Source organism: Aeromicrobium sp. EU05-FHT14F07, from assembly GCF_058790455.1.
Window position 1 is genome coordinate 1 of sequence record NZ_JBYTCR010000012.1, and the last position, 26,351, is coordinate 26,351.

At 72.2% G+C, this 26,351-nt stretch carries 25 protein-coding genes; 12 read left to right on the top strand and 13 right to left on the bottom strand.

Annotation, left to right across the window (positions count from 1 at the left end; all coding sequences use genetic code 11):
- The first annotated feature begins 397 nt into the window (after positions 1-397).
- Genes AC3WRM_RS11515 through AC3WRM_RS11525 form a run of 3 tightly spaced genes read left to right on the top strand, consistent with a single transcriptional unit; the run spans position 398 to position 2,376 of the window.
- Positions 398-820: a DoxX family protein gene (locus tag AC3WRM_RS11515; RefSeq protein WP_492248656.1), complete on the top strand. Its 423-nt coding sequence runs from the start codon at positions 398-400 to the stop codon at positions 818-820.
- On the top strand, positions 817-1,980 hold the full coding sequence (locus tag AC3WRM_RS11520; protein ID WP_492248655.1) for an MFS transporter: 1,164 nt from the start codon (positions 817-819) through the stop codon (positions 1,978-1,980). Before AC3WRM_RS11515 ends, AC3WRM_RS11520 begins: the two co-directional genes overlap by 4 nt.
- A gap of 9 nt (positions 1,981-1,989) precedes the next feature.
- Positions 1,990-2,376 (top strand): low affinity iron permease family protein, encoded by a 387-nt coding sequence (locus AC3WRM_RS11525; RefSeq protein ID WP_492248654.1) that lies wholly within the window; start codon positions 1,990-1,992, stop codon positions 2,374-2,376.
- 19 nt (positions 2,377-2,395) lie between these two features.
- Here the strand turns inward: AC3WRM_RS11525 and AC3WRM_RS11530 are convergent, their stop codons facing one another.
- Complete coding sequence (locus AC3WRM_RS11530) at positions 2,396-3,190, bottom strand: alpha/beta fold hydrolase (protein ID WP_492248653.1); 795 nt, start codon at positions 3,188-3,190, stop codon at positions 2,396-2,398.
- A 41-nt stretch (positions 3,191-3,231) separates the two neighbouring features.
- Positions 3,232-4,125, bottom strand: a complete 894-nt coding sequence (locus AC3WRM_RS11535; RefSeq protein ID WP_492248652.1) for an alpha/beta hydrolase — start codon at positions 4,123-4,125, stop codon at positions 3,232-3,234.
- Between the two features lie 67 nt (positions 4,126-4,192).
- Here AC3WRM_RS11535 and AC3WRM_RS11540 point away from each other — a divergent pair, with 67 nt between their 5' ends.
- From AC3WRM_RS11540 to AC3WRM_RS11565, 6 genes are all read left to right on the top strand, one after another.
- Entirely contained in the window at positions 4,193-4,852 is a 660-nt protein-coding gene (locus AC3WRM_RS11540) for an MBL fold metallo-hydrolase (RefSeq protein WP_492248651.1), read from the top strand.
- 1 nt (position 4,853) lies between these two features.
- The gene (locus AC3WRM_RS11545) at positions 4,854-5,822 is read left to right on the top strand and encodes a DMT family transporter (RefSeq protein WP_492248650.1); all 969 of its coding nucleotides are present in this window, start codon (positions 4,854-4,856) and stop codon (positions 5,820-5,822) included.
- 38 nt (positions 5,823-5,860) lie between these two features.
- Entirely contained in the window at positions 5,861-7,396 is a 1,536-nt protein-coding gene (locus tag AC3WRM_RS11550) for a UDP-N-acetylglucosamine 1-carboxyvinyltransferase (RefSeq protein ID WP_492248649.1), read from the top strand.
- 64 nt (positions 7,397-7,460) lie between these two features.
- On the top strand, positions 7,461-8,246 hold the full coding sequence (locus AC3WRM_RS11555; RefSeq protein WP_492248648.1) for a glycerophosphodiester phosphodiesterase family protein: 786 nt from the start codon (positions 7,461-7,463) through the stop codon (positions 8,244-8,246).
- A complete protein-coding gene (locus AC3WRM_RS11560; RefSeq protein ID WP_492248647.1) occupies positions 8,233-9,558 on the top strand; it encodes an MFS transporter in 1,326 nt (441 codons plus the stop codon). Before AC3WRM_RS11555 ends, AC3WRM_RS11560 begins: the two co-directional genes overlap by 14 nt.
- Positions 9,559-9,620: 62 nt before the next feature.
- Positions 9,621-9,995 (top strand): RNA polymerase-binding protein RbpA, encoded by a 375-nt coding sequence (locus tag AC3WRM_RS11565; RefSeq protein WP_067857424.1) that lies wholly within the window; start codon positions 9,621-9,623, stop codon positions 9,993-9,995.
- Between the two features lies 1 nt (position 9,996).
- Here the strand turns inward: AC3WRM_RS11565 and AC3WRM_RS11570 are convergent, their stop codons facing one another.
- The 3 genes from AC3WRM_RS11570 to AC3WRM_RS11580 are packed head-to-tail and all read right to left on the bottom strand — an operon-like array spanning position 9,997 to position 13,392.
- A complete protein-coding gene (locus AC3WRM_RS11570) occupies positions 9,997-10,788 on the bottom strand; it encodes a polyprenol monophosphomannose synthase (RefSeq protein WP_492248663.1) in 792 nt (263 codons plus the stop codon).
- A 14-nt stretch (positions 10,789-10,802) separates the two neighbouring features.
- A complete protein-coding gene (gene lnt / locus AC3WRM_RS11575) occupies positions 10,803-12,302 on the bottom strand; it encodes an apolipoprotein N-acyltransferase (protein WP_492248646.1) in 1,500 nt (499 codons plus the stop codon).
- Positions 12,303-12,315: 13 nt separating this feature from the next.
- Positions 12,316-13,392 carry a M24 family metallopeptidase gene (locus AC3WRM_RS11580; protein WP_492248645.1) on the bottom strand — a complete coding sequence of 359 codons (1,077 nt, stop codon included), beginning with the start codon at positions 13,390-13,392 and terminating at the stop codon, positions 12,316-12,318.
- 106 nt (positions 13,393-13,498) lie between these two features.
- Here AC3WRM_RS11580 and AC3WRM_RS11585 point away from each other — a divergent pair, with 106 nt between their 5' ends.
- Together AC3WRM_RS11585 and AC3WRM_RS11590 are read left to right on the top strand one after the other, a co-directional pair.
- Complete coding sequence (locus tag AC3WRM_RS11585; RefSeq protein ID WP_492248644.1) at positions 13,499-15,052, top strand: M20/M25/M40 family metallo-hydrolase; 1,554 nt, start codon at positions 13,499-13,501, stop codon at positions 15,050-15,052.
- Between the two features lie 89 nt (positions 15,053-15,141).
- Complete coding sequence (locus AC3WRM_RS11590; RefSeq protein ID WP_492248643.1) at positions 15,142-16,089, top strand: 5'-3' exonuclease; 948 nt, start codon at positions 15,142-15,144, stop codon at positions 16,087-16,089.
- Here AC3WRM_RS11590 and AC3WRM_RS11595 read toward each other — a convergent pair.
- The 8 genes from AC3WRM_RS11595 to pafA form a co-directional block, all read right to left on the bottom strand.
- Positions 16,079-18,856: a DEAD/DEAH box helicase gene (locus AC3WRM_RS11595; RefSeq protein WP_492248642.1), complete on the bottom strand. Its 2,778-nt coding sequence runs from the start codon at positions 18,854-18,856 to the stop codon at positions 16,079-16,081. The genes AC3WRM_RS11590 and AC3WRM_RS11595 overlap by 11 nt on opposite strands.
- A gap of 19 nt (positions 18,857-18,875) precedes the next feature.
- Positions 18,876-19,745: a YegS/Rv2252/BmrU family lipid kinase gene (locus tag AC3WRM_RS11600; protein ID WP_492248641.1), complete on the bottom strand. Its 870-nt coding sequence runs from the start codon at positions 19,743-19,745 to the stop codon at positions 18,876-18,878.
- Between the two features lie 33 nt (positions 19,746-19,778).
- Positions 19,779-20,636 carry a twin-arginine translocase subunit TatC gene (gene tatC / locus AC3WRM_RS11605; protein ID WP_492248640.1) on the bottom strand — a complete coding sequence of 286 codons (858 nt, stop codon included), beginning with the start codon at positions 20,634-20,636 and terminating at the stop codon, positions 19,779-19,781.
- Between the two features lie 3 nt (positions 20,637-20,639).
- The gene (gene tatA / locus AC3WRM_RS11610; protein WP_492248639.1) at positions 20,640-20,903 is read right to left on the bottom strand and encodes a twin-arginine translocase TatA/TatE family subunit; all 264 of its coding nucleotides are present in this window, start codon (positions 20,901-20,903) and stop codon (positions 20,640-20,642) included.
- A gap of 25 nt (positions 20,904-20,928) precedes the next feature.
- Positions 20,929-21,894 carry a helix-turn-helix transcriptional regulator gene (locus tag AC3WRM_RS11615; protein ID WP_492248638.1) on the bottom strand — a complete coding sequence of 322 codons (966 nt, stop codon included), beginning with the start codon at positions 21,892-21,894 and terminating at the stop codon, positions 20,929-20,931.
- Positions 21,891-22,862 (bottom strand): helix-turn-helix transcriptional regulator, encoded by a 972-nt coding sequence (locus tag AC3WRM_RS11620; RefSeq protein ID WP_492248637.1) that lies wholly within the window; start codon positions 22,860-22,862, stop codon positions 21,891-21,893. The genes AC3WRM_RS11615 and AC3WRM_RS11620 overlap by 4 nt, the downstream gene beginning before the upstream one ends.
- A gap of 20 nt (positions 22,863-22,882) precedes the next feature.
- Complete coding sequence (locus tag AC3WRM_RS11625; protein ID WP_492248636.1) at positions 22,883-23,806, bottom strand: FKBP-type peptidyl-prolyl cis-trans isomerase; 924 nt, start codon at positions 23,804-23,806, stop codon at positions 22,883-22,885.
- Between the two features lie 108 nt (positions 23,807-23,914).
- Positions 23,915-25,276 carry a Pup--protein ligase gene (gene pafA, locus AC3WRM_RS11630; protein ID WP_492248635.1) on the bottom strand — a complete coding sequence of 454 codons (1,362 nt, stop codon included), beginning with the start codon at positions 25,274-25,276 and terminating at the stop codon, positions 23,915-23,917.
- A 77-nt stretch (positions 25,277-25,353) separates the two neighbouring features.
- Between pafA and AC3WRM_RS11635 the strand changes: the two genes are divergently transcribed.
- Positions 25,354-26,334 (top strand): aldo/keto reductase, encoded by a 981-nt coding sequence (locus AC3WRM_RS11635; protein WP_492248634.1) that lies wholly within the window; start codon positions 25,354-25,356, stop codon positions 26,332-26,334.
- Positions 26,335-26,351: the final 17 nt, after the last annotated feature.

The window sequence follows — 26,351 nt, forward strand, 5'->3', positions numbered from 1 at the left end:
CCCCCCCCCCCCCCCCCCCCCCCCCCCCCCCCCCCCCCCCCCCCCCCCCCCCCCCCCCCCCCCCCCCCCCCCCCACCGCCGGACCACGCAAACGCAGAATCTTGGGCCGAGACCGCGCAAAGGAAGAATCGTGCGTCGCCCACGAGCCCAGACCGGACCCCGAGACCCGAAGCCACGCCCGGACCCGCTGCCGGTCGAGGCCCTTTCGGAGACCACCCCCAGCGAAGGCCGAGGCAGTGCACCAGCAAGGACGAAACCCCCGGCGGTAGCGCACCAGCAAGGACGGGACACCCGCAGGCAGCGCACCAGCAACGACAGACCCGAGCGAGTATCGCAACAGCAGGGCGACACCCCATCCAGCGCACGTCCACCCCCACCCACCTGACATCCTCGTCCGGTGACCGCACCTGCCTCCCTCCCCCGCCTCGTCGGTCGTCTGCTGCTCGGCGCGTTCCTCGTGCTGGCGGGGGTGGCGCACGTGGTGGCGCGGGAGGAGTTCCACGCCCAGGTGCCGTCGTGGTTCCCGGTGGACGCGGACGTGACGGTGCTCGCATCGGGTGCGGTCGAGGTCGCGCTGGGAGCGGCGGTGCTGCTGGCGCCTCGAGCCCGACGTCCGCTCGTGGGCTGGCTCGTCGCCGGCCTGTTCGTGGTCGTCTTCCCCGGGAACGTCGCGCAGTACGTGGAGGGCGTCGACGCGTTCGGGCTCGACTCCGACGGCGCACGGCTCACCCGGCTGTTCTTCCAGCCCCTCCTGGTCCTGTGGGCGCTGTGGAGCACCGGCGCCTGGCCTCGCCGGCGCGACGCGGAGGGACGGGCATGACGAGCACGCCGCTCGTCCGGGCACGCACCGCCGTCGCGGTCGTCTTCGCGGTGAACGGCCTCATGGTCGCGTCGTGGATGTCGCGGCTGCCGCTCGTGCGCGACGAGCTCGGACTGACTCCCGGACGCCTGGGCCTGCTCCTGCTCGCCCTGTCGCTCGGGTCGCTGACGGGTCTGCCGGTGGCGGGACGGCTCGCCGAGCGCTTCGGCGCGCGAGCCGTGGTCACCGCGGGCGTCGTCGCCGTCGCTGCGGCCCAGGTGTGCGGCGCGCTCGCGGTCGAGCACGCCACCGCGCTGGCCGTGGCGCCGGCGCTCGTCGTCTTCGGCTTCGGGGTGGGCACGTGGGACGTCGCCATGAACCTGCACGGCGCCCGCGTCGAGCACGACCTCGGCCGCACGATCATGCCGCGCTTCCACGCCGCCTTCAGCCTCGGCACGGTGCTGGGCGCCGGCGCCGGAGCTGCCGCGGCGGCAGCCGACCTGCCGCTCTGGGTGCACCTGGGACTGGTCGCCGTCCCTGCCGTCGTGGTCGTCGTCTGGGTCGTCCGGGGGTTCCTGCCCGGCGAGGAGCCGGACAAGGACGACCACGCGCCGACGACCGGCTCCGCGTGGCTCGAGCCGCGCACCCTGCTGGTGGGGCTCATGGTGCTGGCACTCGCCCTCACCGAGGGCACGGCGAACGACTGGCTCACCGTCGCCCTCGTCGACGGGTACGACCTGCCCGACTGGGCGGGTGCGCTCGGCTTCGGGCTGTTCGTGACGGCCATGACGGCCGGGCGCGTCGTCGGCACCTCGGTGCTCGACCGCTACGGACGCGTCGCGGTCCTGTGGTCGACGATGACGCTCGCGGGAGTCGGCGTGCTGCTGACCGTGCTCGCGGGCAACGTCGTCGTGGCGATGGTCGGGGTGGCACTGTGGGGCCTCGGCGCCTCGCTCGGCTTCCCCGTCGGGATGAGTGCCGCCGCCGACGACCCGCGCCGCGCCGCTGCGCGCGTGAGCGTCGTGTCGACCATCGGCTACACGGCGTTCCTCGCCGGTCCGCCGCTGATCGGCTTCGTGGCCGACCACGTCGGCACGCTCGACGCGCTGCTGGTCGTCGCGCTGCTCCTCGTGCCGTCGGCGCTGGTCGTCCCTGCTGCGCGCGAGGCTCGCCGGCCCTAGCGTGCGGTCATGGGTACCGAGGAGGCCGCACGCGGCCAGGACGACCGTTCCGTGTTCGACCGCTTCGTCGAGGCGACTCAGAGCTTCGTGTCGCGGGGGCCGTTCTTCCTGCTGTGCTCCGGCATCGTGCTGGCATGGCTGGTGAGCGTTCCGTTCTGGGCCGACCTCAAGGCGTGGCAGGTCGCGGTCCACACCGTGGCGAGCGTGCAGTCGCTGTTCCTCCTCGCACTCCTGGAGAACGCCGGGCGCCGCGCCGAGGAGGCGTCGCAGGAGAAGCTCAACGTGCTCGCCGCGGCGATCGCCGACCTCATGGAGTCGCGGGCTCGCGACGACGAGCGGCTGACCGAGTCGGTCACGCGGCTGCGGGAGGCCGTCGGGCTCGAGGACCGGCACTGAACCCGACGGCGCACCGGCGTCAGGCGAGCAGGAAGGTCCGCAGGGCCGACACGAACGCCTCCGGGCGCTCGGAGTGCACCCAGTGCCCTGCCCCCTTCACCGTGACCAGCCGGGTCCGGGGGAAGAGTCGACGCATGCGCTCGGCGTGCTGCGGCCCGACGTAGGCCGACCGCTCCCCCGCGAGCCAGAGCACCGGACGGTCGAAGGTCGCGTCGATCTCGGGGAACCCGCCGATCACGTCGAGATCGCGACGCAGGAGGTCGAGGTTCGCCTGCCACCGGAAGCCGCCACCCTCCTCGGCGGGGACGCTGCGCAGGTTCTGCAGGAGGAAGCCACGCACGGTGTCGTTGTCGATGCGCTCGCGGAGCTGCTCGTCGGCGTCGCCGCGGCGCACGAGGGTCGTGAGGTCGAGGGACGCGAGGCTGTCGAGCAGGTGCACGAACTCGTCGGCGCCCTCGCTGCGGTCGGGGGCGATGTCGACGACGACGAGGCGGTCGACGAGCTCCGGGTGGCGCAGCGCCAGCACCATCGCGACCTTGCCGCCCATGGAGTGGCCGACGACGTGCGTCCGTCCGGTACCGACCCAGCGCTCCCGCAGGAACGCCGCGACCCGGTCGGCGACGTCGACGTAGTCGACGGTGTCGGTCCAGCGCGAGTGCCCGTGGTTCGGCAGGTCGACGAGCAGGGAGCGCAGCTCGGGCTGGAGCGCCTTGGCGGCCTGCGTGAAGTTGCGGCCCTGCCCGAACAGCCCGTGCAGGAAGGCGACGCGCTCGCCGCTCTCCCCCACCTCGCGGGCGTAGATGGCGTCGCTCACGTGACCAGCCTAGGACCGCGCCCGTAGGGCCCCCGAGCGGGTCAGGCCAGGGCGCGCAGGACCGCCTCGGCCATCACCTGCATCCAGTGCCGCGCCTGGCCGAGGTCGCGGGGGTCGAGGAAGTAGTGGTCCTGCCCCGGCACGACGTGGTGCTCGACGGCGACACCCGCGTCGGACAGCCGCTGCGCGTAGGCGTCGCCCTCGGCGCGCAGCGCGTCGTGCTGGGCGGTCAGCACGAGCGCGGGCGGCAGGCCCGACAGGTCGTCGGCGAGCAGCGGCGAAGCGTACGGCTCGGTGCGTCGCTCCGCGTCCTTGAAGTACGTCGCCCGGACGAGCCCCACGAGGCGTTCGTCGATCATGGGCCGCGGGACCGTCGCCGGCTTGACCGTGGTCGAGACGTCGAGCGACGGGACGCCGAGCAGCTGCAGCCGCACCGGCGGCTCGCCGGCGTCACGTGCCTGCAGGCAGGCCGACGCGGCCAGGTTGCCGCCGGCGCTGAACCCGCCGACGACGACGCGCGTGCCGTCGACGTCCCGCTCGTGACCGTGCTCCTGGAGCCATCGCAGCACGTCGTGGGCCTGCTCCTGCGCCACCGGGTAGCGGTGGCGCGGGGCCACGTCGTAGTCGACGTTCACGACGACCGCGCCGGTCGTCGCGACCACCCAGCGGGCGAAGAAGTCGTCCATCGCGGCGTGCCGCATGAGGAACGCGCCGCCGTGCAGGTGCACGTACGCCCCCGGCGTGGTCGGCGTGGCCCTGCGGCCGGGTCGAGGTCGGTACACGAAGCACCGCACGCGGCCGTGACGGGTCGGCACCGACCAGGTGGTCGGGTCGTCGACCTCGTCGCGCACGAGCTGCAGCGCGTCGCCGTAGCGCACCGTCATCGGGGCGGTGAGGTTCATCAGCAGCGCGGTCGCGTCGGCGTAGAGGCCCATGACCGTCGTTCGTGGCCAGGTGGTGGACGGATGGGCGGACCGCGAGCGGCGCAGGCATGATGGAGGGGTGAGGATCACCCGACTCGGGCACGCCGCCCTGCTCCTGGAGACCGAACAGGCCCGCGTGCTCGTCGACCCCGGCGCCTTCAGCCTCGACGACGCGTTCACCGCGCGCGACTTGGACGCCGTCGTCGTCACGCACCAGCACCCCGACCACCTGCACCCGGACCGCGCACGCGAGGTCGTCGAGGCGAACCCGCAGGCGCTCTTCGTCGCCGACCCCGAGACGGCGGAGCAGCAGGGAGAGCCGTGGCAGGGCCACCGGGCGGGCCACGTGACGGAGGTCGGCGACCTCACGCTGACCGGCGTGGGCGAGCGGCACGCCGTCATCCTCCCGGCGCTGCCGGTCGTCGCGAACGTCGGTCTGCTCGTGGAGGGACCGTCGGTCGACGGGGGCCGCGTGCGCCTGTTCCACCCCGGCGACTCCTACGCGTCGATCCCCGAGGGTGTCGACGTCCTCGCCCTCCCCCTCAGCGCGCCGTGGGCCCGGATCGCCGACACCGTCGAGTTCCTGCAGACGGTGGCGCCGTCGAGCCTGCTGCCGATCCACGACGCGACCATCTCCGACGTCGCCTACGGCGTGTACTGGAACCACGTCGTGAACTTCGGTGGGGTCGATCCCGACCGCGCCCACCGGCTGACGCCCGGCCAGAGCCTCGACGTCTGAGGTGGAGCACCCCCTCCTGCGGGCCGCGACGGTCCCGCTCATGCTGCTGGTCGGCGCCCTCATCACCCTGCAGTCCCGGGTCAACGGATCGCTCGCCGGCCAGCTCGGGGAGGGTCTGCGGGCGGGCGCCCTGGCCGCGGTCGTCAGCTTCGGCAGCGGGCTGCTCCTGCTGAGCGTCGTCGTGCTGTCGCACCCACGCCGCCGCGCCGGCCTGCGCCGCGTCCTCGACGCGCTGCGCGACCCCGCCGCCGGCGGCGACCGGCCGCGGCTGCGGCCCGTGCACCTGCTCGGCGGGCTGGGCGGGGCGTTCTTCGTGGCGTCCCAGGGCATCGCCGTCGGCGTCATCGGCGTGGCCCTGTTCATCGTCGCGTTCACGGCGGGTCAGTCGGTGGCGTCGCTCGTGGTCGACCACGTGGGCCTCGGTCCGGGCGGGCACGAGCCCGTGTCGCGGCCGAGGGCCGTGGCGGCCCTGTTCGCGGTGGCCGCCGTCACCGTCAAGGTCCTCGGCGACCTCGACGGCAGCCACCTGGGGCTGTCGCTGCTGCTCGCCTCGCTCGCCCTCGTGGCGGGATGCCTCCAGGCGGTGCAGCAGGCCTTCAACGGCAAGATCTCCGCCATCGGCGGGCCGCTGGTGACCACCTGGAACAACTTCCTGGTCGGCACGTCGGCGCTCGTCGTGCTGCTCCTCGTCAGCCTCCTCGTGCCGGGGGACGTCGACGGGTTCCCCACGCAGTGGTGGTACTACGTCGGCGGTGTACTCGGCATCGGCTTCATCGCCATCTCCGCGGTCACGGTGCAGATCCACGGCGTGCTGGTGCTCGGGCTCTGCTCGATCGCCGGCCAGGTCGTCGCGGCGGAGGTCATCGAGGTGCTCGACCCCTCCGTCGAGGTGTCGTGGCTGGGGCTGCTGGGCGGTCTGCTGGCCGTCGTCGGCGTGGTCGTCGCGCTCGCGACACGGCGCCGCACCTGACCGCTTGTCCTATCTCACTTGTGAGATAGCCTGGTCGGGTGAGCGCACGCGACGACTACCTGGCCCGTATCGGCACCCTCATCCGCGACGCCCGTCAGCACAGTGGACTGACGCAGTCAGAGCTGGCGACGGAGCTGCGGACCAGCCAGAGCGCGGTGAACCGCATCGAGAAGGGCCAGCAGAACCTGACGCTGGAGATGATCGCCCGGATCGGCACCGCCCTCGACTCCGAGATCGTGAGCGTCGGCACGTCCGGCCCCAGCCACCTGCGGGTCAAGGGCGGCACGCAGCTGTCGGGCGCGATCGACGTGAAGTCGAGCAAGAACGCCGGGGTCGCGCTGCTGTGCGCCTCGCTGCTGAACGAGGGCACCACGATCCTGCGCAAGGTCGCGCGGATCGAGGAGGTCAACCGGCTGCTCGAGGTGCTGTCGTCTATCGGCGTCCGCACCCGCTGGCTCGGCGACGAGGGCGACCTCGAGCTGGTCGTCCCCGCCCAGCTCGACCTCGCCGCCATGGACGAGACCGCGGCCCGACGCACCCGCAGCATCATCATGTTCCTCGGCCCCCTGATGCACCGGGTCGACCAGTTCGAGCTGCCCTACGCGGGAGGCTGCGACCTCGGCACCCGCACCGTCGAGCCGCACATGACGGCGCTGCGCCCCTTCGGGCTGAAGGTCGTCGCGACCGAGGGCAGCTACCACGTCGACGCCGCCCGCGGCGTCGGTCCGGAGCGGCCGATCGTGCTCACCGAGCGCGGCGACACCGTGACCGAGAACGCGCTGCTCGCGGCCGCGCGGTACGACGGGGTCACCGTCATCCGCAACGCGAGCCCGAACTACATGGTGCAGGACCTCTGCTTCTTCCTCGAGAAGCTCGGCGTCGGCATCGAGGGCATCGGCACGACGACGCTGCGCGTGACCGGCAAGCCGCGGATCAACACCGACGTCGACTACGCGCCGAGCGAGGACCCGATCGAGGCGATGAGCCTCATCGCCGCCGCCATCGTCACCCAGTCGAGCATCACGGTGCGCCGCGTGCCCATCGAGTTCATGGAGATCGAGCTGGCGCTGCTGGAGGAGATGGGCTTCCGCTACGACCGCAGCACCGAGTACGCGGCCGAGAACGGCCAGACCCGTCTGGTGGACATCACGACCTACCCCTCGGAGCTGCGGGCACCCATCGACAAGGTGCACCCGATGCCCTTCCCGGGGCTCAACATCGACAACCTGCCGTTCTTCGCCGTCATCGCGGCGACCGCACAGGGCCAGACGCTGCTGCACGACTGGGTCTACGAGAACCGCGCGATCTACCTGACCGAGCTGAACAAGCTCGGCGCCCGCGTCAAGCTGCTCGACCCCCACCGCGTGCTGGTCGACGGTCCGACGCACTGGAGCGGCACCGAGATCGTGTGCCCGCCCGCGCTGCGGCCCGCCGTCGTCATCCTGCTCGCCATGCTGGCGGCGAAGGGCACGTCGGTGCTGCGCAGCGTCTACGTGATCAACCGCGGCTACGAGGACCTCGCCGAGCGCCTCAACGCCCTGGGCGCCCAGATCGAGACCTTCCGCGACATCTGACCGTCGTCGCCGGGGCCGCGCGGCGCACCCGACACTGGCCCCGTGGCGGGCTAGCGTGGTCGGCGTGTCCCCGCACCCCTACCTCGACGCGCCTCTCCCCCTCGCGCTCGCGCACCGCGGAGGCGCCGGACTCCCGGTGAACGACGGCATCGAGAACACCCTGACGGCGTTCCGCAACGCCGTGGGCCTCGGGTACGTCTTCCTGGAGACCGACGTCCACGTCTCGGCCGACGGCGTCGTGTACGCGTTCCACGACGAGCACCTCGGGCGTATGACCGGTGTCGAGACGCCGATCGCGGCGCTGACGTCGGCCGAGATCGACCGCGTGCCCATCGCCGGCCGCGAGCCGGTGCCCCGTCTCGCCGACCTCCTCGCGTCGCTGCCCGACGCCCGGTTCAACATCGACGTCAAGGCCGACGGAGCCGTGGAGGCGACCGTGCGGGTCGTGCAGGAGGCCGGGGCGCAGGCGCGGGTGTGCCTGGCGTCGTTCTCCGGGGCCCGCCTCGGCCGGCTCCGCGCGCTGTGCCCCGACGCGGCCCGTTCGGGCGGCCCGCTCGAGATCGCCGCGCTCAAGCTCGGCCCGACCCGGTGGCTCCGGCGGCTCGCGGCACGTCGCGGCGTGCACTGCGTGCAGGTGCCCGTGCGACGCGGACCGGTCACCGTCGTCACGCCGCGCTTCGTCCGGCGCGCGCACGAGACCGGCCTGCAGGTCCACGTCTGGACCGTCGATGACCCCGCGGAGATGAGAACGTTGCTCGAGATCGGCGTCGACGGGATCGTCACCGACCGGCCCGACGTCCTGCGCGACGTCCTGGAGGAACGAGGAAGCTGGCCCGATGAGCATCGCTGAGCCGGGCGACGCCGTCGCCCACCGCACCCGGACCGGACAGGTCGTCGCCTGGTCGCTCTGGGACTGGGGGTCGGCGGCCTTCAACGCCGTCATCGTCACGTTCGTCTTCTCGGTCTACCTCACCGACAGCGTCGGCAAGGGCCTGCCGGGCCCGGTCTCGCCGAGCACCTGGCTCGCGTGGTCCATCGCCGCCGCGTCGCTCGTCATCGCCGTGCTCGCGCCCGTCCTCGGCCAACGCTCCGACGGCGGCGGGCGCCGCAAGCGCTCGCTCGCGCTGCTCACCGGCGCCGTCGTCACCTGCATGGCGCTGATGTTCTTCGTCAAGGACGACTACCACCACCTCTGGCTGGGCCTGCTGCTCCTGGCGGTCGGCACGGTGCTGTTCGAGCTGGCGCAGGTGCCGTACTTCGCGATGCTGCGGCAGGTGTCCACGCCCGCGACGGTGGGCCGGGTCTCCGGCATCGGCTGGGGGTTCGGCTACCTCGGGGGCATCGTCCTCCTGCTCGTGGTGTTCCTCGGCTTCATCAGCGGTGACGGCGGCCTGCTGGGCGTGTCGACCGACGAGGGACTCAACATCCGCGTCGTCGCGGTCGTCTCGGCCGCCTGGTTCCTCGTCTTCGCCCTCCCCGTGCTGCTCGCCGTCCCGGAGCTGCCGGCGGAGGCGAGCCCGCTCCCCCGTGCGGGCTTCGTGGAGTCGTACCGGGTGCTGTTCGCCGAGCTGCGCGCCATGTGGCGCGACGACCGCGTGACGCTGCAGTTCCTGCTCGCGAGCGCCCTGTTCCGCGACGGTCTGGCGGGCGTGTTCACCTTCGGCGGCGTGATCGCCGTGTCCGTGTACGGGTTCACCAGCGACACCGTCATCTACTTCGCGATCGCCGCGAACGTCGCGGCGGCGGGCGGTGCCATCGTCGCGGGACGGCTCGACGACCGGCTCGGCCCGCGCCGCGTCATCGTGTTCTCGCTGGTGTCGCTGATCGTGGTCGGCGTGGTGCTCGTCTTCGTCCACGGCACGGCCGGGTTCTGGGTCTTCGGCCTGCTCCTGTGCCTGTTCGTCGGTCCGGCGCAGTCGGCGTCCCGCACCTACCTCGCACGGCTCACCGCCCCGGGCAAGGAGGGCCAGAACTTCGGTCTGTACGCGATGACCGGCCGAGCGGCGTCGTTCCTCGCGCCGACGTTCTTCGGTCTCTTCGCCTTCGTCGGCGGGGACGACCGGTGGGGCATCCTCGGGCTCATCCTCGTGCTCGGTCTGGGCCTCGTCGCCCTGCTGCTCGTGCCGGCCCAGCTGCGCGACAAGGCACTCGAGATGCGCTGACCCGCTCCTCAGGGGAATCTCAAGGGGGTGACCTACGTTGTCACCTACGAGAGGAGTGACCCATGGCTGAACGAGCACTGCGGGGGGCCCGGCTGGGCGCCCAGAGCTTCGAGGACGAGCGCGGGGTCGAGATGGCCCCTCGTCAGGAGATCGAGTACGTCTGCGACGACGGGCACAGCTTCCTGGTCGTGATGTCCGACGAGGCCGAGATCCCCTACGAGTGGGAGGACCCGAAGACGGGTCGCATCGGCCGCCTTCGCGACGGCACCGCGCCGGAGAAGAAGGAGGAGAAGGCAGCACGCACCCACTGGGACATGCTGCTGGAGCGCCGCTCGGAGACCGAGCTGGAGGAGATCCTCACCGAGCGTCTGGAGCTGCTGCGCTCCGGCGAGATCGGCCCGCCCCACCTGCACCGCCGCAAGAAGAAGTCCGCCTGACTCAGCGGGGCTCGCGCCCCGCGTCGGTCGACGACCCGAGACCCCGGCCCGGCGCCGGGGTCTCGCCGTGTCCGGGGGCGATCCGGCGTGCGCGGCGGCGGTGGCCCGGGACGAGCCGCGCCAGGCCCCACAGCGTGACGCGCCAGAGCGCCTCCCGGACGATCGAGGAGCTCATCTTCGACGTGCCGAGCTCTCGCTCGACGAACGTCACCGGCACCTCCACGACCCGCAGGCCCGCCTCGTGGACGCGGCGGGTCATGTCGATCTGGAAGCAGTAGCCCTGCGACGCCACACCCGCGACGTCGATACGACGCAGCGTGTCGGCGCGGAACGCGCGGAACCCGGCCGTCGCGTCGTGCACGGGCAGCCCGAGCGCGAGCCGTGCGTAGAGCGTGCCCCCACGGGAGATCAGCCGTCGGTACCACGGCCAGTTGACGACGGAGCCGCCGACGACCCAGCGCGACCCGATGACGAGGTCGGCCGTCCGGGCGGCCTCGACGAGCGAGCCGAGCTCCTCCGGCAGGTGGGAGCCATCGGCGTCCATCTCGACGAGCACGTCGTACCCGCGCTGCAGGCCCCAGGCGAAGCCGGCCCGGTACGCGACGCCGAGGCCGGCCTTGCCGCTGCGGTGCATCACGTGGACCCCGGGGTCCGTCGCCGCCACCTGCTCGGCGAGGTCGCCCGTGCCGTCGGGCGACGCGTCGTCGACCACGAGCACGTCGGCGTCGGGCACCGACGTGCGCAGACGCTGCAGCACCCCCGGGAGGCTGTCCGCCTCCTCGTAGGTCGGCATGACGACCAGGACCCTCACCCGTGCTCCCTCCGACGCGACCGGCGCAGGTCACGCGCTCCGAGGACCCAGCCTAGGAGCCCGAGGGTCACCAGCGCGGCCGCCGGCCAGCGACCGGCGCGCGTCGCGGGCGTCTGACCGGTCGCGGTGCCGACGTCCGCCACGAGCGTCGCGGGCTGCTCCCGGGGCGCCTCCGCCACGACCCTGCCGCTCGCGTCGATGATGCCGCTGATGCCGTTCGTGGACGGCACGACCACCCAGCGGCCGGTCTCGATGGCCCGCAGGCGCGAGATCTTGAACTGCTGGTCGGGCTGCGACGTCCCGGTGAAGCTCGCGTTGCTGGTCTGCACGACGAGCACCTCGGCGCCGCCGCGCACGGCCTGCTCCACGACGCCGTCGTAGGCGATGTCCCAGCAGATGGTGTCGCCGACGACGACCGAGCCGGCCCGCAGGTCGCCGGCGCGTCGACCGGGCAGCATGTCGCGCGGGATGTCGCGGTCGACGCGTGGCACGAGGTCGCCCAGCTCGCGCCGGAACGGCACGTACTCGCCGTACGGCACCAGCTTGCGCTTCACGTACACCTCGCCGGGGCCGTCGCCGTCCCAGACGATGCCAGCGTTGTAGGCGGTGCGGTCGGAGAGGCCGTCGAGGATCGCGCCGACGAGGATCGGCGCACCGAGCTGCTGCACGAGTGACTGGATCCGACCGGCCAGGACCGGGTCGGTGAACGGGTCGACGTCGAGCGCGTTCTCGGGCCAGACGACGAGGTCCGGGGCGCGCTCGGTGCCGGCCGACACGGCGTCGGCGTAGCGCTGCGTCTCGGCGAGGTGCAGGGCACCGATCTCGCCCCGCGGCCAGGTGAGGAAGGCCCCGGGCGTGTCGCCCTGGATCGCCGCGATCCTGCGCTCCGGCCCGGCGCCGGCGAGACCGGACGGGAGGAACAGGCCGGCCACGACCACCGCCACGACGACGCCGACGGCCAGCGAGCGCCGGGCGATCCCGGCGCCGGCGAGCACGACGAGCATCGCCGAGAGCAGGAAGAGCAGCGCCGACGTGCCGGGCATGCCGACGAGGCGCGCGTAGGGGGCCAGCGGGGTGTCGACCGCGGTGTGGGCGAGCCTGCCCCAGGGGAACCCGCTGAACGGGAACCCGCTGCGGACCTGCTCCCCGAGCACCCACGCAGCAGCACCCCAGAGCGGCCAGCCCGGCAGCCGCAGGGCGGCTCGCAGTGGCACGGCGATGACGGCGAGCATCACGACCTGTGCCGCGACCAGGGCGACGTAGGCGCCACTGCTCACCGCGTTCATCCACCAGATGAGCGGACCCATGAAGGCCGTGCCGTACAGCGCGCCTGAGAGCAGCACCGCCGCGACGCGCGCGTCACGCTGGCGGCGCAGCACCCACACGAGGAGCGCGACGCCGACGATCATGGCGTAGGGCACCGACCACGGGTCGAACGCGGCCGCGCTGAGCAGTCCCGCGACCGCGGCGCACGGCGCCGCCAGCCACCACCTCACGGCCGGTGCCGGGTCACAGGACCGTGAGCGAACGAGGCGTGAGGTTCAGGACCTCGAGCCCGTCGTCGGTGCAGACGGCGATGTCCTCGATCCGTGCGCCGTAGCGGCCCTCGAGGTAGACGCCGGGCTCGATGGAGAATGCCATGCCGGGCTCGAGCACGAGGTCGTTGCCCTCCACGATGTACGGCTCCTCGTGCGTCTCGGTGCCGATGCCGTGGCCGGTGCGGTGGATGAAGAGGTGTCCGAGGCCGGCGTCGACCAGCACCTGTCGTCCGACGGCGTCGACCGACTCGGCCGTGACACCGGGCCGGGCGTGCTCACGCTGGACCCGCTGCGCCTCCTCCAGCACCGCGTAGGCCTCGAGGTACTCACCAGGTGCGGTGCCCCCGGCCAGGTAGTTGCGGGTGCAGTCCGAGCAGTAGCCGGCCGCGTTCGTGCCGCCGATGTCGACGACGACCGGGTCGCCCTCCTGGATCACGCGGTCGGAGACCTCGTGGTGCGGCGACGCGCCGTTGGGGCCGGAGCCGACGATGACGAAGTCGACCTGCTCGTGACCCTCCTCGAGGATGGCGCGACCGATGTCGGCGCCGACCTCGCGCTCCGTGCGACCAGGACGCAGCCACTCCCCCATGCGCTGGTGCACGCGGTCGATCGCGGCGCCGGCGTCGCGCAGGGCCGCCACCTCCTGGGGGTCCTTGCGCATGCGCAGCTCCGCGAGGAGCGGCCCGGCGAGCCGGACGTCGGCGAAGCGCCGCTGGAAGGCGAGCACCCGCTCGGCCCACATCTGGTTGTCGACCGCGACCACGGAGTCCGCGGGCAGCAGCGAGCCGACGAGGGCGTAGGGGTCGTCCGTCTCGCCGAACGTCGCGATCTCGACCTCGACGCCGGACGCCTCCGCGGCCGGGCGCTCCAGGGCGGGGGCGACGAGCACCGGGTCGCCGTCGGCGGGCACGACCAGGCAGGTCAGCCGCTCCAACGGCTTGGCGTGGTAGCCGGTCAGGTAGCGCAGGTCGGCACCGGGGGTGATGAGCAGGGCCCCGACGGACCGGTTACGGGCGAGGTCTTGGGCACGGGTCCAACGGGAAGTCACGCGTCGAGCCTACGTCGTGGGGCCCGCCACAGCCGTCGACAGGTGCCGTGGCGGCGCGTCTTCCCTAGGGTGTACGGATCACATCACGAGTGGATCGGGGGATCCCATGCGCACGATCGTCGCTGCTACCGCAGCGGTCGTCCTGTCCGCAGGTCTCGTCTCCGCGTCACCGGCCGTCGCCGGTGGCTCGAAGCCGGAGGTCGACACGAAGAGGCTGACGCAGGCCGTCCAGGTCAACGGGGTGCTCCAGCACCTGCGTCAGCTGCAGACCATCGCGAACCGCAACGACGGCAACCGCGCGTCGGGTCTGCCCGGCTACGAGGCGTCGTCGGACTACGTCGCCACGACGCTGCGCGCGGCCGGCTACCGGGTCCGCAAGCAGACCTTCACCTTCCCGTTCTTCGCGGAGAACAGCCCGGCGACGCTGGTGCAGCGCACGCCGGAGGAGAAGACCCTCGAGACCGGCGTCTTCACCTACTCCGGCTCCGGCTCGGTCACCGGCCCCGTCGTCCCGACGAAGGACGTCGTCATCCCGGCCTCGCCCACGCCGAGCAGCACGTCGGGCTGCGAGGCTGCCGACTTCGAGCCCGCACCGGCCGAGCCCGCCGTCGCGCTCGTGCAGCGCGGCACGTGCGACTTCGGCCTCAAGGCCTCGAACGCCAAGGCCGCCGGGTACGACGCCGTGATCATCTTCAACGAGGGCAACCCCGACCGCACCGCGCTGACCACCGGCACGCTCGGCACGCCGGTCGACCTGCCCGTCGTGGGCCTCTCGTACGACGACGCCGTGGCGCTCGTCGACGACGTCCGCGCCGGTGGTGCCACCGCCACGGTCACGACCGACACGGTCACCGACCTTGAGCGCGAGACGCACAACCTCATCGCCGACTGGCCGCGTCGCACGAAGCACGACGACCAGGTGGTCGTGGTCGGCGCGCACCTCGACTCGGTGCCCGAGGGCCCCGGGATCAACGACAACGGCACCGGCGTGGCCGGCACGCTGGAGGTCGCGAAGCAGCTCGCGAAGACGGGCTACACCAAGAAGCTGCAGCGTCCGGTGCGGTTCGCGTTCTGGGGCGCGGAGGAGCTGGGCCTGCTGGGCTCGCAGCACTACGTCGACTCGCTGTCGGACACCGCCCGCTCGAAGATCTACGCGAACCTGAACTTCGACATGCTCGGCTCGCCGAACTACGTGCGCCTGGTCTACGACGGGGACGGCTCGTCGTTCGGCACCGCCGGTCCCGCGGGCTCCGGCCAGATCGAGAAGGTCTTCACCGACTACTTCGGCCGGGCCCGCCTCGCCACCGACCCGACCGAGTTCGACGGTCGCTCCGACTACGGTCCGTTCATCCAGTACGGCATCCCGGCGGGCGGCCTGTTCAGCGGCGCCGACGACGTGAAGACCGAGCGGCAGGCGAGCATCTACGGCGGTACGGCGGGCGAGATCCTCGACCCGAACTACCACACGCCGCAGGACGACATCACGCGCGTGAACACCACGGTGCTCGGCCAGCTCACCGACGGCGCGGCCCACGCCGTCGCCACCCTCGGCCTGTCCAAGAAGGGTCTGTACGGCGACGGCGCCCGCACCAAGGTGCGCACGAACGCCACCGTGAAGAAGGCCCCGAAGATCACGGAGGGCCCCGCCGCCCAGCGCTGACGAGCAGTCCCCACGTTTCGGAACACCATCGCCCATCTGGCCGCGCCGGATGGGCGATGGTGTTCCGAAACGGGCGCTAGCCTGAGCCCGTGACCACCGGACGCCTGCTCCTGCTCGACTCCGCCAGCCTCTACTTCCGCGCGTTCTACGGGGTGCCCGACTCCTTCAAGGCGCCGGACGGGACGGTCGTCAACGCGCTGCGTGGTCTGCTCGACTTCGTCTCGACCCTGGTCGACCAGCACGGGCCCGACGCGGTCGTGGCGTGCTGGGACGACGACTGGCGACCGCAGTGGCGGGTCGACCTGCTGCCCTCGTACAAGACCCACCGCGTCGCCCAGGCCGGCGAGGACGGCCTGGGCGAGGCGAGCAGCGACGGCGCGGCCGAGGAGTCGCCCGAGCTGCTCACGCCGCAGGTGCCGCTCATCGCCGAGGCGCTCGGCATCCTCGGGATCCCGGTCGTCGGCCGCGAGGGCGCGGAGGCCGACGACGTGATCGGCAGCCTCGCGCAGGCGTGGGACGGCCCCGTCGACATCGTCACCGGCGACCGCGACCTGTTCCAGCTCGTCGACGACGACGCCGGCGTCCGGGTGCTGTACACGGCACGCGGCGTGTCGTCGGCCGACGTGGTCGACGCCGCGTGGATCCGGGCCAAGTACGGCGTCGAGCCGCAGCAGTACGCCGACTTCGCGACCATGAGGGGTGACACGTCCGACGGCATCCCGGGCGTGCCGGGGATCGGCGAGAAGACCGCCGCGACCCTGCTGAGCGCCCACGGCGACCTCGACGGCATCCTCGCGGCCGCCCACGACCCGGGCTCGGCCGTGAAGCCGCGCGTCCGCGCCTCGCTGGTCGAGAACGAGGAGCTCGTGGGCGTCATGCGCCAGGTGGTGCGGGTGCGCGACGACGTGTGCGGCACCGACGTGGTGCGCGCGCTCGCCCCCCTCTCGCCCGAGCAGCGCGACGCGCTCGAGGCGTTCGGCACCACCTGGGGCCTCGGCAGCGTCGTCGAGCGGCTGACGAAGGCGCTCAGCCGCTGAGCGAGGAGTACGCCACCACGCCGCGCCGCAGCCCGTCGAGGCTCTGACGGGCGGTGGTGCGCAGCGGGCCGGGACCCGCCGCGTCGGCCACCTGGGCGACGAGGTCGATGAGCTGCTTCATGGCCCGCACGAAGTCGCCGGCCGCCATGCCGGTGGTCCGCAGCACCTCGTCGAGCGACGCGCCCCCCACCCAGGCCGAGGCGGTCTCCGCGAACCCGAAGTCGGGCGTGCTGAGGAACTTCACCCGGTGCTGGCGCTCGAGCGCCTGGAGGTCGGTGCAGAGCAGCGCCATCTCCTCGGAGACGTCGAGCGTGGCGCGGTCGGGGAAGCGCGGTGCCGGCGGGTCGTCCTTGCGGCTCTCGAACGTCAGGCCCGAGAGGACGGCAGCGAGCTGCGCAGGGTCCAGCCCGTCCCACACGCCACGCCGCAGGCACTCGCTGACCAGCAGGTCGAGCTCGCTGTACAGCCGCTGCAGGCGACGACCGTCCTGGGTGACGGTGTCGCCGTCGAGGTAGCCGAGCTCGTCCAGCACGTCGCACACGCGGTCGAACTGGCGGGCGACGGTGTTCGTGCGCTGCTCGATGCGCCGACGCTGCTGCTCCGTGTCGCGCTCAAGCTTCGTGTACCGCTCGGCCCACCGCGCGTGCGCCTCGCGGTCGGGGCAGCCGTGGCACGGGTGCGCCTTGAGCGCCGCCCTCAGCTCCGCCACGCGCGGGTCGGTCCGCTCGTCCGTGACCCGCTCGGTCGGCCGGTCGGGGCGGTAGGGGGTGTCGGTCTGCCAGCGCAGCCCCTCCGCCCGGTTGCGCAGCGACGACGCGAGGTCGCGGCGGGCCTGGGCGTTGCGCGCGTTGAACGACTTGGGGATCCGCATCCGCGTGATCGGCTCGACCGGCACCGGGAAGTCGACCGGGCCCAGACGACGCGAGTGACGGCTGGCCGTGAGCACGAGCGGCCGCGGAGCCTCGGCCGCACCCACGACGCCGGGGTCGAGGACCACGGCGAGCCCCGCGAACTTGCCGCCGGGCACGTTGATGACGTCGCCCGTGCGCAGCCGGGCCATCGACGCGACCGCGTCCTGACGACGGTCGGCCTTGCGCTGGCGCGCGCCCGACGACTCGATCTCGCCCAGCTCACGGCGCAGCCGGGCGTACTCCAGGAAGTCGCCCAGGTGGCACTGCGCGGCCTCCCGGTACCCCTCGAGGGCCTCGTCGGCCTTGCGGATCTGACGCACCATCCCGACGACGGCACGGTCGGCCTGGAACTGGGCGAACGACTGCTCCAGCAGCTCGCGCGCGGGCTGGCGCCCCATCTGGTCGACGAGGTTGACCGCCATGTTGTAGGAGGGTCGGAACGAGGAGTTGAGGGGGTAGGTGCGCGTCGAGGCGAGACCGGCGACCTGCTTGGGGTCGAGCTGCGGCTGCCAGAGCACCACGCCGTGCCCCTCGACGTCGATGCCGCGGCGTCCCGCGCGCCCCGTGAGCTGGGTGTACTCCCCCGGCGTCACGTTGACGTGCGCCTCTCCGTTCCACTTGGTCAGGCGCTCGATGACGACCGACCGGGCGGGCATGTTGATGCCGAGCGCCAGCGTCTCGGTCGCGAACACGACCTTGACGAGCCCGTCGCTGAACAGCTGCTCGACGACCTCCTTGAAGGCGGGCAGCATGCCGGCGTGGTGGGCAGCGACCCCGCGGCCCAGGCCCTCGCGCAGCTCGTGGAAGCCGAGGACGTGCAGGTCCTCGTCGGGCAGGTGCGCGCAGGCCTCGTCGACGCGGTCCTCGATCTCGCGACGCTCGTCGGGGGTGGTCAGCATGACCCGGGCGTCGAGGAGCTGCTGGACGGCGGCCGCGCAGCCCGCTCGGCTGAACACGAACACGATGGCCGGGAGCAGACCCTCGGCCTCGAGCTTCTCGACCACCTCGACGCGGCTCGGCGTCCGGTGCCGGCTCTGCGGTCGCCGGTGGCCCTTGGGCGGCCGGCCACGACCGCCACCCTTGCGGGCGCGGTCGAGCTGCCAGTCCTGGCGGGCCATGCTCTCGAGCTGCCGGTTGACCCGCACCGCCTCGTTCCCGGACCCGGGCGCCGACTCCGCCGCGTCGTCCTCGAACAACGGGAACATCTTGCGTCCCACGAGCACGTGCTGGTGCAGCGGCACCGGCCTGCGCTCCTCGACGATGGTGGTGGTCGACCCGCGCACCTCGCTCAGCCAGTCGCCGAACTCCTCGGCGTTGGACACCGTCGCCGACAGGGAGACGACGCTGACCGACTCGGGCAGGCCGATGATGACCTCCTCCCAGACGGCGCCGCGGAAGCGGTCGGCGAGGTAGTGCACCTCGTCCATGACGACGTAGCCGAGACCGTCGAGGGTCCGCGACCCCGCGTAGAGCATGTTGCGCAGCACCTCGGTCGTCATGACGACCACCGGCGCCTCGCCGTTCACGGTGCTGTCGCCGGTCAGGAGTCCCACGCGGTCGGCGCCGTAGCGCTCGACGAGGTCGTGGAACTTCTGGTTCGAGAGCGCCTTGATCGGCGTGGTGTAGAAGCACTTGCGGCCGGTGGCGAGCGCGAGGTGCACCGCGAACTCGCCCACGATCGTCTTGCCCGACCCGGTGGGTGCCGCCACGAGCACGCCGCGCCCCTCCTCGACCTCCCGGCACGCCTGCACCTGGAAGGGGTCGAGCGTGAACCCGTGGAGGCCACGGAACTCGGCGAGGTGGGGGTGGCGTCTCGAGGCCGAGGCCTCGGCGAACTTCTCGGCCGGGCTCGTCATGCCCCCAGCCTACGGACCCTCAGGGCACCAGCACGCGCAACGCGCGCTCGAGCACCGTCGCGGTGACCGGCAGCGGGCCCAGCCGCTCGCCGTCCCCGTAGGCGACCACGTCGGGGCACGCGAGGCGGACCTCACGCACGCGGTGCCGCTCGAACTCCGGCAGGTCGACGTGCGTGCCGCGGTACAGCTGCGGGAACACGCGCACGAGCCGCAGCTTGCTGAGCGGTCGGATGACGCAGACGTCGAGCAGCCCGTCGTCCATGACGGCGCCCTCGGCGATGCGCAGGCCGCCACCGAACGAGGGCCCGTTGCCGACGGCGACCAGCATCGCCTCGGTCTCGAGGCGCGTCCCGTCGAGATCGAGGGTGAAGGGCAGGGGCTGGAAGGTCCTGAGCTCGGCGAGGATCGCGACGTTGTAGCGCAGGTTCCCCCGCGGCCACGTCATCGCGTTGGCGCGCTCGTTGACCTTCGAGTCGAAGCCGGACGCCACCACCGTGACGACGAGACCACGGTCGGTGCTCGCGAGGTCGACGGCGCGGGTGCGTCCGCGCAGCACGACGTCGAGCGCGGCCTCGGGGTCGCCGACCGGCAGACCCAGCGCACGGGCGGTGTCGTTGCCCGTCCCGGCGGGCAGCAGGCCCACGGTCACGTCGCGCTCGGCCACGGCCGGGAGCACGTCGTGCAGCAGCCCGTCACCGCCGACGACCAGCACGAGCTCGCTGCCCACGGCGACCTCGCGCGCGACCGCCTCGCGAGCCTGCGCACCGTCGCCGCTGTGGACGCGTGTCACCCGGTGGCCCGCGGTCGTGAGCCGTTCCGTGGCGACGGCGGCGATCCGCTCGCCGTGCCGACGGCCGGAGACCGGGTTGACCACCAGCGTCACGAGCATGGCGGACAGCCTAGGGGGTCCGCCGCCCGTCGCTCAGTCGTCGATCGACGACGGGCCCTCGAGCTCGGACGGCCCGTCCAGCGTCGACGCGTCGTCGTCCGCCGTCGCGTCGACGCTCCCGCGTCCGCGCCTGCGATCGGTGAGCTTCGCGATCACCTCGGAGATGAGGTACAGGATCGTCATGGGCACCGCGAGGAACAGCATCGTCAGCGGGTCGGTGGTGGGCGTGGCGATCGCCGCGAACACGAAGATGCCGATGATCGTCCACGGCCGTGCCGACGCGAGCTGCTTCGCCGAGACGAGGCCCAGGCGGTTGAGCAGCACGACCACGAGCGGGATCTCGGCGGCGACGCCGAACACCAGCATCATCTTGACGATGAAGTCGAAGTACTCGGCACCGGTGACCAGGGACCCGAAGCCGTCGGGCACGAACCCGATGAGGATCTCCATGGCCTTCGGCAGCACCACGTAGGCGAGCGCGGCTCCGCCGATGAACAGCGGCGCACCCGTGCCGGCGAGCAGCAGCGCCCAGCGCTTCTCGTGACGGTGCAGGGCAGGGAGCACGAAGGCCCAGATCTGCCACAGCCAGAACGGGCTCGACGCGAGCAGCCCGAACACCAGCGAGATCTTCAGCTGGTACTGGAAGGCACCGCCGACGCCGGTGATGATCAGTTGCGTGTCGATGCCCTCGCGCTCCAGCAGCGGGCGCATCTCGTTGTACGGGTGCGTGAGGAAGTTCAGGATCGGGGCGTAGAAGACCAGCCCGAGGATCGTGAAGACGGCGATCGCGAGGACCGCGCGCGTGAGGCGGGTGCGGAGCTCCCTCAGGTGCTCCACGAGGGGCATGGTGCCGCCGGCCGAGGCGGACGGCGCGCCGCTCAGCGACGCCAAGGCTTACGCCTGCTCGGACGTGCCGTCGCGTCGCTGGTCCGAGCGCAGGGTCGTGTCCGGGCGGACCTCGCCCTCGTGGACGATGGTCGCGTCGTCGCGCTCGCTCGGCGACTTCTCGTCGTCCTTGAGCTCCTTGACCTCGGACTTGAAGATGCGGAGCGCGCGTCCGGAGCCGCGGGCGAGCTCGGGGAGCTTGCGACCTCCGAACAGGAGCAGGACCACGCCGAGGATGAGAAGGATCTCCGTGGGGCCGATCTGCCTGAACATGGTGTCTCTTTCGTCGGGTGCGGTCTCAGCCATCGTACGCCGCAAGTGCTGAACGGGCGGTGTCCAGCACCTGTACGCGCAGTGCGTGCGGTTCGACGACGTGCACGGTGCCGCCGTTGCGGAGCACCAGTCGACGCAGCCAGGCCTCGTCGCCACCGTACAGCCGCACCCGACGCCGACCGTCGACGTCGCCCAGCTCCTCGACGGTGTAGTACTCGGTGAGCCAGTGCGCGGCGGGGTCGAGGTCGAGCACCGCGGAGGGGGTCTGCTCGCCGACCTCGAAGAGGTCGTCGCCGAGGTCGCGTGACGTCGTGTCGTGCCGCTCGGCGAGACGGCCGGTGTCGGCGGCGCGCACGACCCGGTCGAGGCGGAAGAAGCGCACGTCGTCCGCCCGCAGGCAGTACGCCTCGAGGTACGTGTGGCCCTGGCGGGTGAAGAGTCGCTGCGGGTCGACCTGGCGGGTGGTGACGTCGTCGCGGGAGTCGGTCGCGTAGTCGATCTCGAGCCGGCGCCCGTCGGCGAGCGCCGCCGCCACCGTGTCGCGCACGGCAGGGTCGACGTCGGCGACGTGCACGTCGACCGCCTCGACGGCGCCCTCGGCAGCCACCGCCGTCTCGAGCTTCGCGAGGGCGGCGTCGACGATCGGCAGCTGCGACCCCGACGCCGAGGCGCGGAGCGTGCGCAGGGCGGCGACGAGCGCGACGCCCTCGTCGGCGGTCAGCCGGAGGGGCCGGCTGAGGAACTCCGCGTCGCGGATGTGGATGACGTCGTCGACCTCCAGCGCCGCGAGGTCGACGTCGATGAGCTCACCGGCGTACTCCCCCACGCCGGTGAACATGAGGAGGCGCAGGTCGTCGCGGATCTGCTTGGGCGTCACGCCGAACTCGCGCGCCACCTCACGCACCGGCACGCCGTCGTTGCCCTGCAGGTACGGCACGAGTGCCAGCATCCGCACCACCTGCTGGGCGGAGCGGTTCGCGGGCCGCGTCACGCGCCGACTCCCGAGTCAGCCAGGACGGCGCGCAGCCGAGCGACGACCTGGTCGCGCAGGTCGGGCGGGTCGAGCACCACGACGTCGGGGCCGTAGGACGCGATCTCCGCCGCGAGGTCCCACCCGGTCGAGAACGGGACGACCAGCACGTCGCGGCCGTCGTCGCCGGTCTCGACGTGCGTGGCGGTGCGACGCAGCGCGTTGGCGCGCCGCGGGGCCACGCTCAGCCGGGCCGTGCGGTCCGACGGGCGCGGGAAGAGCGCGGTGGCCGCGGCGGAGACGACCTCCTCGGGCGGACGGCGGAAGGCCCCGGGCTCGCCGGCGAGCTCGAGGTCGCCGACGACGCGCGAGAGCCGGAACATGCGCGGCGCGTCGCGGTCGACGTCGTGCCCCACCAGGTACCAGCGACCGCGCCACGAGAGGATCCGCCACGGCTCGACGTGGCGCTGCGTCGGCTCGTCGGCCCCGGGGCGACGGTAAGCGAAGCGCACGGGGACGCTCCGGGCCGCTGCGTCGAGGGCCACCTCGAAGGCCGGCTCGTGCGCCGACAGCTTCGGCTCCGCCATGCGGAGCACGTCGGTGTCGACGTCGACCCCGGCGGCCTTCAGCTTCACAAGTGCCGACGTGGAGCTGGAGGCGAGGCCCGCGTGCTCCCACACCTGCGCGGCCAGGCCGAGCACCGCGGCCTCCTCGCGCGTCAGGTCGAGGTCGGGCAGCTCGGCGGTGTCGCGCCGGATGCGGTAGCCGGGCTCGTCGTCGAAGTACTTGTCGTTGGTGCCGGTCTCGACCGCGATGCCCAGCTCGCGCAGCTCTTCCTTGTCGCGCTCGAACTTGCGCTCGAACGCGACCTGGTTGGACTCGCGGTAGTCGGCGATCGCCTGGCGGATCTGGTCCTTCGACAGGTACTGACGGGTGACGAGCAGGGTGAAGATGAGGTTCATCAACCTCTCGGTCTTGCGGTCGGCCACGCCCCCAGCATGTCAGACGGTCAGGAGGCGTCCAGGATGTCGATCGCGAAGGCCAGGGTGTCGCCCGCCTTGATGTCGCTGCCGGCCGGCGGCTTGTCGCCGTAGGCGCTGTCGGCGGGGCAGACCAGGACGACGCGGCTGCCGATGGTCTGGCCCGGGAGCTCGTCCTTCCAGCAAGCGATGACCTGGTCGAGGGAGAACGACGCGGGTGCGCCGCGGCCCCAGCTGCTGTCGAAGACCTTGCCGTCGGGGTAGACCTGGCCGACGTACTGCGCGGTGATCTCCGCGCCCTTCTTCACCTTCTCGCCGTCGCCCTTGATCGCGACGTACGCGGCGGGGCGCTTCGGGTCCTTCGTGACGTCCTTGCCTTCCTTGAAGCCGCTCGGCTGGCCGTCCTTCAGCACGATCGACGGCACGCTGCTGGGCAGCTTCTCGGCCGTGCCCTTCGCCTCGGTGCCGACCTTGCCGACGATGTCGAAGAGGAAGACCATCGTGTCGTCCTTCTTGACGCCGAGGGTCTGCTCGGCCTGGGACTGCGCCTGGCCGTTCTTGAAGCCGTCCTTCGGCGGGATGGCCACGAGGACGCGGCTGCCGACCTTCTGGCCGGTGAGCCCCTTGACGAAGCCCGCCAGCACGCTCTCCGTCGACAGCTTCGTGGTGAGCGGGCGCTCCGCCTTGAAGGAGTTGTCGAACTGCTTGCCCGTGCGCCCGTTGACCGCGACGTAGTTGAGCTTGACGGTGTCGCCGTCCTTGACCTCGGCGCCGCTGCCTTCCTTCACCACGCGCGTCTCGGTGGCCGACGCGGTGAAGTCGTCGGGGACCGTGACAGAGGGGCTCTTGGCCGAGCTGACCTTCACGTCGTCGAGTCCCCCGGAGCCGGCACCGCAGCCGGCGAGCACGAGCGCGAGGACGGAGGTCAGGGCGAGGGCGAGGTTGCGACGCACGGAATCACTTTCGTCGAGGTGATGGCCTCGGTCACGCTATCGGCACCGACCAAGAGCAGCCTGAACGACCGCCCAGAATGACCTGCGGACGTCGGCCCGTCCGTCCGGTCACATGCCGTCGATGAGCCGCTGCACGCGGTCGTCGGCGGCGCGGAACGGGTCCTTGCAGAGCACGGTGCGCTGGGCCTGGTCGTTGAGCTTGAGGTGCACCCAGTCGACCGTGAAGTCGCGGCGACGCTCCTGCGCCCGCTTGATGAAGTCGCCGCGCAGCTTCGCCCGCGTGGTCTGCGGGGGCACCGACTTGGCGGCGAACACGTCGCGGTCGTTCGTCACGCGCGCGACCGCGCCGCGGTTCTGCAGCAGGTAGAAGATGCCGCGGTCGCGTCGGATGTCGTGGTACGCGAGGTCGAGCTGCGCGATGCGGGGATCGGCCCAGCTGAGGCCGTGCGCCGTGCGGTAGCGGTCGAGCATGCGGAACTTGATCACCCAGTCGATCTCGCGCTCGACCAGCGTGAGGTCCTCGGACTCGACCGCCTTGAGCGTGCGCTCCCAGAGGTCCATCGTGCGGTCGATGGTCGGCGTGTGCAGGCCGTGGCGGTCGACGAACTCGGCCGCCTTCGAGAAGTACTCGGCCTGGATCTCGAGGGCGGACAGCTCGCGACCGTTGGCGAGCTGGACGGTGCGACGACCGGTCATGTCGTGGGAGATCTCGCGGATCGCGCGGATCGGGTTCTCCAGCGTCATGTCGCGCATGACCACGCCGGCCTCGATCATGCGCAGCACGAGGTCGGTCGTGGCGACCTTGAGGAGCGTGGTCGTCTCGCTCATGTTGGAGTCGCCGACGATGACGTGCAGGCGGCGGAACCGCTCGGCGTCGGCGTGCGGCTCGTCGCGCGTGTTGATGATGGGCCGCGAGCGGGTGGTGGCGCTCGAGACGCCCTCCCAGATGTGCTCGGCGCGCTGGCTCACCGAGAAGATCGTGCCGCGCGGGGTCTGCTGCACCTTGCCCGCGCCGCAGATGATCTGCCGCGACACGAGGAACGGGATGAGCACGTCGGCGATCCGGTTGAACTCGCCGCCGCGCCCGACCAGGTAGTTCTCGTGGCAGCCGTAGGAGTTGCCGGCGGAGTCGGTGTTGTTCTTGAAGAGATAGATGTCGCCGTCGACGCCGTCGTCGGCGAGGCGCTGCTGGGCGTCGAGCATGAGCCCCTCGAGGATCCGCTCCCCCGCCCGGTCGTGGGTCACGAGGTCGACGAGGTCGTCGCACTCGGGCGTCGCGTACTCGGGATGGCTGCCGACGTCGAGGTAGAGCCGCGCACCGTTGCGCAGGAAGACGTTGCTGCTGCGTCCCCACGACACCACGCGACGGAAGAGGTACCGCGCGACCTCGTCGGGCGACAGGCGACGCTGTCCCTTGAACGAGCAGGTGACGCCGTACTCGTTCTCGATCCCGAAGATCCGCCGGTCCATGTCGTCAGCGTAGTCCCGAGCTCCAGTCGATGGGGTTCGAAGCGCCGCGTGCGCACCGCGGCCGTAGGGTCGTCGCCATGGAGCACAGGACTCTCGGAAGGACCGGCCGCGACGTGTCGGTCGTCGGTCTCGGCACGTGGCAGCTCGGGGCTGACTGGGGTGAGGTGAGCAGCGAGGACGCCGCCGCCGTGCTCGAGGCGGCCGTGGAGTCCGGCGTGACCTTCCTGGACACGGCCGACGTGTACGGCGACGGTCGCAGCGAGCAGACGATCGCCGCGTTCCGGCGTGCGCACCCGGGCCTCGACCTGACGGTGGCGACCAAGATGGGCCGCCGGCTCGACCAGGTGCCCGAGAACTACGTCATGGAGCACTTCCGCGCCTGGACCGACCGGTCGCGCCGCAACCTCGACGTCGACACCCTCGACCTCGTGCAGCTGCACTGCCCGCCCACCGCCGTCGTGGAGGACGACGCGGTGTACGACGCGCTCGACACGCTGGTCGACGAGGGCGTGCTCGCGGCGTACGGCGTCAGTGTCGAGACGTGCGACCAGGCCCTCGCGGCGATCGCCCGACCGAACGTCGCGTCGGTGCAGATCATCCTGAACGCGTTCCGGCTGAAGCCGCTCGACGCGGTGCTCCCGGCCGCGCGGGAGGCGGGCGTCGGCATCATCGCGCGCGTGCCGCTCGCCAGCGGGCTGCTGAGCGGCCGCTACACGCGCGAGACGACCTTCGCCGACGACGACCACCGGACGTACAACCGTCACGGCGAGGCGTTCGACGTGGGCGAGACGTTCTCGGGCGTCGACTTCGAGGTCGGCGTACAGGCCGCGCAGGAGTTCGCGGCCCTGCTGCCCGAGGGCGTCACGCCAGCGCAGGCGGCACTCGCCTGGGTGGTCGCCCAGGACGGCGTGAGCACCGTCATCCCCGGGGCACGCAACCCGGAGCAGGCCCGCGGCAACGCGGCGGCCGCCGACGTGGTCCTCGACGACGAGGTGCTGGCGGGCGTGCGACGTATCTACGACGAGCACCTGCGCGCGACCGTCCACCCGCGCTGGTGAGAGCCGCCTGCCCCGTG

Coding starts and splice junctions, on each gene's coding strand:
- AC3WRM_RS11520 (WP_492248655.1), top strand. CDS start 817: ATGACGAGCACGCCGCTCGTCCGGGCACGCACCGCCGTCGCGGTCGTC.
- AC3WRM_RS11525 (WP_492248654.1), top strand. CDS start 1,990: ATGGGTACCGAGGAGGCCGCACGCGGCCAGGACGACCGTTCCGTGTTC.
- AC3WRM_RS11535 (WP_492248652.1), bottom strand. CDS start 4,125: ATGGGCCTCTACGCCGACGCGACCGCGCTGCTGATGAACCTCACCGCC.
- AC3WRM_RS11560 (WP_492248647.1), top strand. CDS start 8,233: ATGAGCATCGCTGAGCCGGGCGACGCCGTCGCCCACCGCACCCGGACC.
- AC3WRM_RS11565 (WP_067857424.1), top strand. CDS start 9,621: ATGGCTGAACGAGCACTGCGGGGGGCCCGGCTGGGCGCCCAGAGCTTC.
- AC3WRM_RS11570 (WP_492248663.1), bottom strand. CDS start 10,788: ATGCCGACCTACGAGGAGGCGGACAGCCTCCCGGGGGTGCTGCAGCGT.
- AC3WRM_RS11585 (WP_492248644.1), top strand. CDS start 13,499: ATGCGCACGATCGTCGCTGCTACCGCAGCGGTCGTCCTGTCCGCAGGT.
- AC3WRM_RS11595 (WP_492248642.1), bottom strand. CDS start 18,856: ATGACGAGCCCGGCCGAGAAGTTCGCCGAGGCCTCGGCCTCGAGACGC.
- AC3WRM_RS11600 (WP_492248641.1), bottom strand. CDS start 19,745: ATGCTCGTGACGCTGGTGGTCAACCCGGTCTCCGGCCGTCGGCACGGC.
- tatA (WP_492248639.1), bottom strand. CDS start 20,903: ATGTTCAGGCAGATCGGCCCCACGGAGATCCTTCTCATCCTCGGCGTG.
- pafA (WP_492248635.1), bottom strand. CDS start 25,276: ATGGACCGGCGGATCTTCGGGATCGAGAACGAGTACGGCGTCACCTGC.
- AC3WRM_RS11635 (WP_492248634.1), top strand. CDS start 25,354: ATGGAGCACAGGACTCTCGGAAGGACCGGCCGCGACGTGTCGGTCGTC.